The organism is Paenibacillus popilliae ATCC 14706, from assembly GCF_000315235.1.
Classification (GTDB): domain Bacteria; phylum Bacillota; class Bacilli; order Paenibacillales; family Paenibacillaceae; genus Paenibacillus_B; species Paenibacillus_B popilliae.
Genome location: NZ_BALG01000008.1, coordinates 1 through 11,299, shown reverse-complemented (window position 1 = coordinate 11,299; position 11,299 = coordinate 1). Strand labels below are relative to the sequence as shown.

Sequence of the window (11,299 nt, the reverse complement as noted above, 5' to 3'; positions counted from 1 at the left end):
ATGTTACGAGCACCGGCTTGCCTCGGCATGCCGTTCTTTCGTTTGCCCGGTTTGCCCGGTTTGCCCGATTACTTGTTTTCTGTTCGCTTCCCGTTGAGTGGCAGTTACGGATTCATTGTATTCTATTAAGAGAATCCCGATTATTTTGATATGGGGTAATTTGGTTAATCAACAGGCCTGAATTGCAAAAGTCTTTGTTTCGGCTCTTCGCTCTATTGTGTGGGTAAAGGCAGCAATGTTCGTTTCATAACCCTTCCGCTTTTAAGAGAATTTCAGAGATTGAAACAGCCCTCAAGGAGAACGCTTGACCGCTGTTTCAATCTCTGAAGTGTGGTATCAAGGCAGTAAGGTTATTGTGCTCGGCGGGCTCCGAGCCTCGAAAGCCGGAGCTTATTGGCGGTCATGTAGACCATGGCAATCAGATTTTCAACATTACGGTAACCTCTATCCCGCCGTTTGGCTGCTTGCACCCGTCCATTGATCATCCTGCTGTGGAACCATCGCAATACGCCTGCTTATAAAGACTACATACGAAATCGTATGGTGGAAGGCTGCCTGAATGCAAGGGTCATGCTAGAGGAGATCCGCTCGAAAGGCTATACCGACGGCAGCACCATCCTTCGCATCTTCATCCAGCCTTTGCGGCCGGCGATTCAGTCGAAAGCGAGAAAGCGACGAGCGGTTCGAAACGCAGCCCGGTGAGCAAGCACAGGTGGATTGGGGCCATTTCCATGTCGAGCAAGACGGCCGAATGAAAAAGCGGTACGCGTTGATCATGGTGCTTGGCTACTCGCGGGCGATGTACGTGGAGGTCATCGCATAGAATAACATTATATTCCTTTAGTTGGTTAATTGTGTTAACATAATGAGTATATACATTTTTATGGTGGTGAGAAAATGGTGTCTAATGCTTTTTTGACATTAAAGGAAGTTACGAAGAAATATGGTAATCGAGTTGTTTTATCGGATATTTCGCTGAGTATTGGGCAAGGAGAATGTATTATATTAAGAGGAAGTAATGGATCTGGGAAAAGCACGTTACTTCGAATTGTGACCGGATTAATTCCATTAACTACGGGACAAAGAGCACTGAAACATTCAAAACTAGTGATCGGTTATACGCCTGATCGGTTATCGAAGTTAAGGATGACATCAACGGAGTACCTAACCCACATGGGTAAAATATCAAATGTGCCTAGAAACGTTCTTCAAGAGCGCATTACGGAGCTGCACACGTTTTTTAACCTCGAACAAAGCAAAAGTTCACTGATGACTCATTTCTCGAAAGGGATGCTGCAAAAAGTCAACGTAATGCAGGCTACGATCAAAACACCGGATCTGCTTGTTTTGGATGAACCCTTCTCTGGGCTGGACAAGGAATCGATCGAGCATTTACTTGCCTCCCTGAAGAGAATAAAAGCAAAAGGTACCTCTATTTTAGCCGCTGTTCATGATCCTTTCCTTGCAAATCAACTAGAAAGTCGTACCTATTGGATTCGACAAGGTAGGTTGAGGGAAGAAAATATAGTAGCTTCTCAAAGTCCAAACGTTACCTTTTTCGAACTTGAATGTGTCTTAACCCAGGAAGCACTCTACCACCTAACGAGTCTTTTTCCAGAAGTCACTTGGAAAATAGATGACAATGGCCAAGTTAAATTTATCATTATGCAAAAGGATTACTATGGTTTTATGATGGAATTCGTTCATAAAGGAGTAGAGATTATCACCTTACAACGAATGGAGATGGCTCCATGAATTTTTTGTTTTCGTATTTACATACCTGTTTTATGCGATCATATCGATATGGACCACCAACGTTTGTTTTTATCCTTGGAATCATTTTTGTTTATAGTGTGGTACCTAATCCCGTAATGGAAAGCTATGCGTTTTCCATATCATTTCTATTTATTGTTGCAAGCGTATTATGTTATACGATCATTGATATCGAAACGCCTAACCAAGAATCAGTGACGATGCTACATTCCGGTAGTTTATTTACTCTTTATTTATCTAAATTATTATACAGCTGGATCTTTACAATTCCACTTGCCCTTTACGCAGTACTGTTTCCGGCACTCTTTCATAAATTTGATAGGAACCCTAGCTTTGAAGAATTATTCATGGCATTTCTCTATCATTTATCTATATCTTGGTTAGGAGTCTCGTTAGCCTGCTGGTTCAGTTCAAAATTCATTCGTTCGCGTTTAACGTCTTTCCTAATGCTAAGTTTTCTAATCGTCATTACTTTTTGCGTATCACCGCTCGAAAAGCTATTACCTGAGAGGCTGAAATATGCAATTTTATTACTCCCACCCGTAGACAAAACCATACATGTTCTATCTTATTATGATGATGCGACACTCTTTTTAAAAATGTCGGCGCTTGGAGCATCACTATTTTACGGACTCATTCTAGGTGCGTTATTCTTAGTTGTACTTAACAAGCGTAAACTAGATTCTCCATGGTAGAGATTCGTTGACTGCCCTTGCGGTTGTTCACGCGAACTTGACAACGAGTTTGGAAGAGACCATTTTGCCGTGGGTGCCTTCATCATCACTCGTTTTTTCTTTGTTCAGTTCTTATCAAGCAATTTACGCTCCTTGTATCCTACGTGAAGAACAATACGTTTCTACAACCGTCGGCGGAAGAGGATGAGATGAAGCATTTGCAGCGGGCGGCGGATGGGAATGTACAGTCGCGCAATATGCTCATTGAGCACAATCTACGCTTGGTTGCACACATCGTGAACACGTTGTGAAACGAGCCGATGTCAGGAAACGGCACGATTTGTGTGCAGCGGTCGGTTTGTGAAGTGAAATTGGACAAGCATGAGCCGCGACAGCTCGTTTTTCTAACTTCAAATACTAGGAAAAGGAACCTTCACTTTTTGTGCTGCAAGGGGAAGAGCAGCGATCGATTCAAGCTGATGTTGTAGTCAATCCAGGGTATAAAGCCACGATTAAGCAGAGCGGGAAAGAATACAAACTCTACAATCCATGAGCACGTCGGAAATACGAGAATCGCTCTTTCCCGGACGTTCCTAATTTCCAGCGTATTGGTATGGTCACTTGCATGATGAAAAATAAAGCTACAGGAGGCAGTCTATCCATTGTGACGGGCAGGTATTTGGCCGTAGAATTACATATCTATGAAACCGCCTTAGAAATGATTCTACGGCGGCTGAATTGCGGTTTAGGCTTATACCTAACTGAATTTCATTCTTTCGATGTTATCATTTCTATCGATAGTTAAGGGTATCCTCCCTTTTAGGAAAAAATGTTGTTAGATTCCTTATTTATGCTATAATGGACGGTAGAGGGTTGTTTTTCAGTCGGAGTAGGCCCACTCAGGGATTGATTCTAGTACAATGTAATATCCTTACATCTCTTGCGTTCCTGATTACATGTATTTTTCTGGCATATCACGGCGACTTCATATTCAATAGGGGGATTATGCATGCAAAATCAATTGTTTGAATTAGATGTTAAAGTGCAAAGTTTTCATCATGATGTTGTTCATCCAGATACCGTAAGAACCGCAGTATGTTGGGTAACAAAAGTAACTTGCGGGGGAACGTGTGGATGCACTATTACACAGCATTGTACGCCAGGTTGTCCGTGACTTGGATAGTACACTGTCCAGTTGCTAAGTAATATAGTGCCGTGATATGTCTGAAGAATTCATGTAGTGAATGTTGGAAAGGATGATAATATGCAAGCGGAATCACACGTTACCTATATACCTTTAGATTTTTTTATGATTAGAACACCATTACTGCTTGTAGAGAATATCACTTCCTACTTTAATGACGTTGCTGGTGATCCATCAGAGATGTTAAAGCACCCTGCGATTGTTGAGGCGATTGCGATCGCAAGTCCTTCTTTGTATTCAAGTGTAATGAAAACGGATAAAACCGATAAACAATGTCAAAAAGTGATGGGAAGCTTATTCAAATATATCAATCGCATGTCTTCTAGAGCAACTCCATTCGGACTATTTTCTGGGATAGGCATTGGAGCTTTTGGGACGGAGAATGCGATTCAAATAGGTGCTGTTGAGCAACATGTAAAGCGAGCTAGACCGGACATGCAGTGGTTGTTGAAAATAATAAAAAATATAGAAAATGACATAAATATTGTAAAGAAATTAGACGTCAAATTCAACTTGATGGCCTACAAAGTCGGCGACAGAATCAAACTTCCTTTTATTACTTCTTACGGCGAGTACACAGATAGCAATAAAGATTTCACATGTGCTTCCGCCAATTGGAATGAAGTTGTTGATTTTACCCGGAAGCAGGCATATGCTCCCATAAATATGACGGAATTGAATCAGCTTATTCATAAGAGGTATAACCAGGTAGATAAGCAGACGGTTGAAAATTTTACATTCACTTTATTTAAGAACGAATTTTTGTTAAGTACACTTCGGCCCCCGTTAACCGATGAAAATGCCTTTGACTATCTCATTGGGAAGGTTAGTCTCATTGAGGAACTTCATACTTTACACGAGCGTTTACTTGAAATTAGATGTTCTATTCATGCTTATAACCAACAGAAAATTGGAGCAGGATTGCCGATTTACGAAGCAACAGTTGCACGGATGAATCAGCTAGCTGAAGTACAAACCCCGCTGCAAATTGATGTGAAACTATCTATGATCAGCAACACGATTACCGAGCGTATAAAAAAAGAATTAAATCAAACGGCTGACATTTTGCTCAAGCTTTCACCGCAGTCCGTATGGTATAAGCATCTTAGGCAATATCATGAGGAGTTTATAGAAGCATATGGGGTTTCAAGAGAGGTTCCTTTATGTGAACTGCTAGATGAAGATATTGGCTTGGGGGCACCTCCTACTTATGTAAATCCGAAAAGCATCTATGGATTACAGAATAACGATGAAGAGGATATCGTTTACTCTAGGAAACTAATGAACTATGCATGGGATGCAATGAAGAAAGGGGGGGAACTACAAGTAACAGATGCGATTATAAACAACCTTACCATGAGTTGCGAGGATGATTTTCTATCGTTTCCGGAAACAATGGAGTTATATTTCTCAATAGTTAGTTCAGGCAAAGATGATACAGATTATCAGCTTATTTTGGGACCGAATCCTGGGTCTGCTGGAGCAGGCAAAAGCTTTGGAAGATTTCTAGATATGGTGGATGATGCAGTAACGGATCGACTAAAGGAAGTTTCGGATGAGCATTCAAACAAAATATTTGCTGAGGTCGTATATTTGCCTAGACAATCTAAGGCAACGAATGTAGTCATGACCAAAAGCCTAACAAATTATCAGATTGTTATTGGAACGAGCATTAGCAGTCGGTTTGAAGAAATCACTTTGGATGATTTGGTCGTAGGTAGCTATGGATACAGGTTCTATCTTAAATCACGGAGGCTGAACAAAGAGATAATCCCCGTAACGAATCATATGCTTAACTTTACCAGTGGAACCGCTAACATCTATAGATTTATGTGTGAGTTAGGAATGTCACGGTATAAAAATTGGCGCGGATTCTATTGGGGGCTATTATCTCGTCTGCCCTATTTGCCGAGGGTTAGGTATGGAAGAATCGTACTTTCCCCTGCAACTTGGAATATTGATAGAAAAATACTAGCTTTTTCCACGAATGATAGAGAGCAGGATCGGGTAAAAAAGCTTCAGCAATGGAGAGATCAATATCAAGTTCCTAGGTTTATTTACGTAACAGAAGCAGATCATCGGATTATGTATGACTTGGACAGTGAATTTCACCTGAAGCAATTGGTGGGTGAAGTAAACAAGTTGCTTGAAGATGGCTTCATGGTTGTAACGGAAATTGAAGCTGAATGTGGCAACTTTATTTCCAAGTCAGTTGATCACCGATCATATTGTATGGAAGCCGTATTTCCTTTACAACAGGAAATTCGCATAACGACGCCAAACAAGTATATTCAGAATGAAATCGAAGCCTTCAATACGTATTCAAGTTTGACGGAAATAAGAAGAGTATACCCACCAGGAAGCGAATGGATGTATTTCAAACTATATGGTATCAATAGTAGAGCGGATGATTGGGTGGGTACCGAGTTACCCGGGTTTATTCATGAGCTGGAAGGGAAAGCTTTCGACCTGTTCTTCTTTATGCGATATGCAGATCCCCGTTCACATCTACGTCTTCGATTCCAAGGCAAGCCGGAACTTCTAATGAATATATTATTTCCGGCCTTCCATTCTTGGATGGAGCACATGATCTCCAAGGGGATGGTAACGAAATTTTGTTTGGATAGTTATGAGCCTGAGATCGAGAGATACGGTGGACCGAACCTGATAGGTTGGGCCGAGCAGCTGTTTGATGCAGATAGTCGCTTTGTCTCCAATTCCATTAAGCTCTCTCAGAGAAAAGATACCCTGCTAACATTGGAAAATATCGGAGTCATTAATGTAATCGATTATGTTGCTGCCTTTTATCCTCATTTTGAAGATCAATTGAATTGGTTGAAGCGAATGACTTCTTGTAAGAAGTACACGAACGAGTTTAGGAAGCAGCGCTCATTATATATGAAGATTGGCAACGATTCGAATGATTGGAATCATTTTCAATCAATGAAAGATGGTTGCTATGTCTATCAGCAGTTCCAACATCGTTCAAAACAAATGAAAACATACATAGAGGAAATGAAAAGCACGGAAAAATTGTACAATAAACCAGATACAATTCTGTCTAGTTTTATCCACCTCAGCTTAAATCGATTGATTGGCATGAACCAGAGTTTGGAGGAGAAAATCATGAGTTTTGCCTACCATACTCTTCATAATCTGAGCTATATCAAGAAAGAGAAGGGCCTAAACATCTATGTGGAAATGTAAAGAGGCTGATTCAGAGAGGCAGACATATCAAATAAACAAAATCCTAACGATTATTAATCATGTAAAGCAAACGTACCGTGACGTGGACGAGGTTATCGCCTTTTATGAGGATCAAGAATATAGCCACGCGGATCTTTGCTCTTTGGCTGTCGGGATACCAGGGCTGATTATACTCATGGTGGAGCTTGACTTCTTGTTTCCAGAAGAGGGCTGGCAAGGAGTTGGACACGAATATGTGCGCAGGTTGCAAACATTGATTAATAACGGCAATGTTTATTCTTTATCGTTATGGTCGGGACTGTCGGGAATTGCTGCAAGTACTGCATTGCTGAATCGTACATATCAGAACGATGTAAAGATGACGACTGATCTGCACAGCTTTATATTAGCCCATTTACCGCAAGAGATTGAGCAGGCAACAGATCATCTGCATGGTCACGTGGATATGTTGGATTACGACTGTATGGAAGGTCTTTCAGGAATTGGACGGTACTTGCTGCAATATAATGATAAGGAGAGTGCTTCCTGTACAACGGCTATCCTACACTATCTTGTTGCTTTATGCCGTGAATTCAAAAGGGATGGAGATCTTGTTCCGGGGTGGTATATCCCCAGATCGAACCAATTTCTTGAATTGGAGAAGATAAAGTATAAACAAGGAAATTTCAATTTAGGAATTTCCCATGGGATAGTAGGACCCTTGTCGCTACTGAGTTCTTCCTATATGAAAGGCATTCGTGTAGAGGGGCAGCTTCAGGCGATTGAAGCCATATGTACTTTTTTGGAACGATGGAAGCAACACGACCACTATGGTACGATATGGCCTGATCGAGTATCGTTGGAGGAATATGTTGCCGATTCGAGGGCTGAAGAGACAAGGAACAATGAATCATGGTGTTACGGTATTCCAGCAATATGCCATACTTTACTGTTGGCGGCAAATGCGCTAGCTGATTCGGCTCGTGAATCGTTGGCGATTCGTGCGTATCAGGAAATGATGAGTCGGCCAATAGAAACTTGGTCCATTACATCCCCAACGTTTTGTCACGGTTTTGCTGGCTTTGTATATTTACTGCATAAAATTCATCTCAAGCATGGACGAGAATGGAACAGGAAATGCATAGATAATGCGTTGGAAGTCATATTTGATGAGTATAAGCAGGAACTTCCATTCGGATTCCGTGATAATGATTATGGATCGACGCAGAATCCAGGACTTCTTGTCGGGACAGCAGGAATTCTGCTTGTGCTGATGAGTATATTGAGACAACAAGATTACGAGTGGGACTATATTTTCCTCATTTCATAATGGTGAAGGAATGATAAAGTGGAAGAAAACGTGAACGATAACTATGAGGCGATATTTCGTACCTTCATTTATTGGCCCAGACTATGCACCCTATTTTATCGGACGCATAAACTGTATTTTACTGCGATATTTATCATTGCGTTGCTTCAGGGCGTTAGCCCGGTCATTTCGTTATATATAACGCAATTGCTTGTGAATTCGATCATCACAACGAATGATAGCAGCATGCTGGGAATCTTATTCGTATTTTTATTTTTTGTAGGTTTTTTCATCGTGCGAGATATTTTGAATCTTATCCACGAATATTTGGAGGGGCTTTTTCAGACGTTATTGTCAAATCATCTGAATATGCTTGTATTAGAAAAGGCGGGCACGTTGGAGCAAGAGGACGTTGAGAACGTTGCAGTACTGGATCAGCTTAAACGAGCCCAACAAGAAACCAGTTTCCGTCCTTATCAAATTTTTCAACAACTATTGTCCGTTATCACAAGCATAACGACGATGGTTGCTTCCGTTATCTTCTTATTTCAGTGGAACTGGTGGATCAGTCTGCTGTTGGTTGTAACCCCATTTGCTTCCTTACCTTCTTATATGAAACTCAGCAACTTCGAATTTAACGTCCACTGGCAACGTGCGAACAGGAGCAGAATGAGTTGGTACTATACGCATTTGCTAACGCATGATAAAGCCTATAAAGAAGTCAAACTATTTGGAATTGGAAGCTATCTCTTGCGCCAGTTCGCACAGATCGTGGCAGGATTTTATCAAGAAGATAAGCATATGGCGAAGAAGAGGTTGCAGCTTGCCATGGTATGTAACATGGTGAATGTAACCCTAATGACAATAACTTTCTTTATGATCGCCAAGGCTGCGCTCCTGAAACAGATCTTAGTAGGCAGCTTTATTAGTTACATTCAGGCGATTACACTTACGCAATCGACCTCCCAACGGCTGGCACAAAGTATCGTTGGACTCTGTCAGCACAACCTTTATATTGAACAGCTCTTTCATTTTCTACATTTGCAAGCAGCTCAACCAAAGCCGGATCCTGATGATGGCCAAAAGATTACGCTTACGAACATGGAGAGCATTGAATTTAAAAATGTTTTCTTTGTTTACCCGGGCACGGATGATTATGCACTGAAAAACATCAATTTTTCGCTGAAAAGAGGGGATACCATTGCCATCGTAGGGAAAAATGGTTCTGGAAAATCAACGTTGATTAAACTTATTGCCCAACTGTATAAAGGTTATGAAGGTGAAATTTTAATAAACGATGTTCCTATTTGCAACTATACGACAGAATCGATTCGAAGAAACATCGGCGTCGTTTTTCAAGATTTTATGCAATATGAAATGACCGTGCGTGAAAATATCGGGCTTGGCGATTACCAAAATATGCAGGACGATAATAAAATATATTATTCTGTATCCAAAGCTGGATTATTGGACGTGGTAAAAGCATTGCCGAATCAAATAAATACGCAATTAGGAAAATGGTTTCCCGGGGGAATCCAACTATCTGGGGGGCAATGGCAGAGAATAGCGATTGCCAGAGCATTTTTTAAGGAAGGTAGTGTCTATATATTAGACGAGCCGAGTGCTGCACTTGATCCTGAATCGGAAAGAAAAGTGTTCGAAACATTCACCGAACTCATTGATAACAAGATTGGGATCTTTATTTCTCACCGTTATACATCTACTAAATTTGCTAATCGTATTATGTATATGGAAGAGGGTCAGTTAAAAGCGATGGGAACCCACCAACAATTGATGCATGGATGTAATGAATATCGATATCTATACCATTTGCAGGTACAATCTTTCTTTCCAGGTAGAGGAGACGTTGAATCCATAATAAATGAGGGATAAGAAGATGTTATTAGCACTGTTGAAAGAACTAATGTACAGCTTTATGAAGATAGGATCCATTACGTTATCTATCTTGGTTGCGCTACTCATCGGAATAATAATGGGAATAAGGATGATTTTCAAGCGAAAGGAGAGCAAGGAGTACAAGAAGTAATGCTTCCATCTGAGGAGGTGTAGAAATATGAATTTTTTTGGGCGATTCAGTAAGAAATATGTGCAAGAAGTGAACTGGATTCGGAACAATAGCTATCGATTTCCCGAACCATCGGCATGCAATCACACCGATTTCGAACCCATCCGTCCCTATATTGCCGATAAGCGAATCGTGTGGATAGGGGAGAACAGCCATGGTGTTGCTCAAAATAATATGTTGAAAGCCAAACTGATTGCATTTTTACACCAAGAGCTGGATTTTAAAGTGGTTGCGTTTGAGAGCGGTCTGAGCGAATGTTACAGTGTCAACGGCTTGAAAGGCAGGCTTGATGCTGAGGAAATGATGAAGCAATCTATTTTTTCGCTGTGGAGAACGGAAGAAACGCTGCCTTTATTTCAATTGCTGAAGTCAACAGATTTAACTTTGGCTGGGTTTGACTTTCAACCTTCCGCTACCGTCCATCCATTGAGAGAAATGCTACAGAGGCAGGGCGATTTAGGCATAGATACGATAGAGGAATTACATCAATTAGCGGAATATTCTAATCAGTGGTATTACCGCATTGGTAAGTTTCGAGCAAACCGAAAAAGAATACCGAAAGAACTCCTTATGGAGTTTGAAGACAGTAAAGCAGAGAAACTACGGACGATTGTGCAACTGAGAAGTGCATTGGAGTCTTATCCGAAAAATCAGGTGCTGTTAATGCTAGGCCGTTTTCTTGACAATACGGCAATATTCTTACATTGTCTTGCATGCAGCGACAGAAAATATGGGAAGTATAGGGATCAAGTGATGGCGGACAATTTGGAATGGCTCCTAACGGTCCTCTATCCTCAAGAGAAAGTGGTGGTATGGGCGCATAACTTTCATATTTTCAAAAATTTTAAAACGTTTACAGGATTCAGGCCTATGGGGTCGCTTGTTTCAAAACAAATGGTTGAAAATTCTTATTATATCGGATTGTTCATGTATCAAGGAACGGCAGCAATGGAGAATAGGAGTGAGTATCAACTTACTAACTATACATGCCAAAATTAGCTGCAATTAAATGTAAAAAGAGACACCCTTGATTCTCTGTGTAAAATAGAAGTACCAGCAACCACTCT

General features: G+C 40.9%; 6 protein-coding genes and 1 pseudogene. All 7 read left to right on the top strand.

The window, feature by feature from the left end; translation table 11 throughout:
• Positions 1–897 precede the first annotated feature (897 nt).
• Complete coding sequence (locus tag PPOP_RS00625; RefSeq protein ID WP_006284029.1) at positions 898–1,755, top strand: ATP-binding cassette domain-containing protein; 858 nt, start codon at positions 898–900, stop codon at positions 1,753–1,755.
• Positions 1,756–2,581: 826 nt separating this feature from the next.
• Positions 2,582–2,746, top strand: a pseudogene (locus PPOP_RS19795) (RNA polymerase subunit sigma-70); the annotation flags it as partial.
• 710 nt (positions 2,747–3,456) lie between these two features.
• Positions 3,457–3,621, top strand: coding sequence for an FDLD family class I lanthipeptide (locus tag PPOP_RS25660; RefSeq protein ID WP_199898924.1), 165 nt, complete (start codon positions 3,457–3,459; stop codon positions 3,619–3,621).
• Between the two features lie 90 nt (positions 3,622–3,711).
• On the top strand, positions 3,712–6,858 hold the full coding sequence (locus PPOP_RS00610; protein ID WP_006284026.1) for a lantibiotic dehydratase: 3,147 nt from the start codon (positions 3,712–3,714) through the stop codon (positions 6,856–6,858).
• Positions 6,845–8,167 (top strand): lanthionine synthetase C family protein, encoded by a 1,323-nt coding sequence (locus tag PPOP_RS00605; protein ID WP_042226831.1) that lies wholly within the window; start codon positions 6,845–6,847, stop codon positions 8,165–8,167. Before PPOP_RS00610 ends, PPOP_RS00605 begins: the two co-directional genes overlap by 14 nt.
• Before the next feature lie 18 nt (positions 8,168–8,185).
• Positions 8,186–10,039: an ABC transporter ATP-binding protein gene (locus tag PPOP_RS00600; RefSeq protein ID WP_042226828.1), complete on the top strand. Its 1,854-nt coding sequence runs from the start codon at positions 8,186–8,188 to the stop codon at positions 10,037–10,039.
• Between the two features lie 181 nt (positions 10,040–10,220).
• Entirely contained in the window at positions 10,221–11,231 is a 1,011-nt protein-coding gene (locus PPOP_RS00595; protein WP_006284024.1) for an erythromycin esterase family protein, read from the top strand.
• The last annotated feature ends 68 nt before the right edge of the window (positions 11,232–11,299 follow it).

What these genes read in the sequence shown, in the direction of transcription:
- PPOP_RS00625 (WP_006284029.1), top strand. Translation starts at nt 898, where the DNA reads ATGGTGTCTAATGCTTTTTTGACATTAAAGGAAGTTACGAAGAAATAT.
- PPOP_RS00610 (WP_006284026.1), top strand. Translation starts at nt 3,712, where the DNA reads ATGCAAGCGGAATCACACGTTACCTATATACCTTTAGATTTTTTTATG.
- PPOP_RS00595 (WP_006284024.1), top strand. Translation starts at nt 10,221, where the DNA reads ATGAATTTTTTTGGGCGATTCAGTAAGAAATATGTGCAAGAAGTGAAC.
- PPOP_RS25660 (WP_199898924.1), top strand. Translation starts at nt 3,457, where the DNA reads ATGCAAAATCAATTGTTTGAATTAGATGTTAAAGTGCAAAGTTTTCAT.
- PPOP_RS00605 (WP_042226831.1), top strand. Translation starts at nt 6,845, where the DNA reads ATGTGGAAATGTAAAGAGGCTGATTCAGAGAGGCAGACATATCAAATA.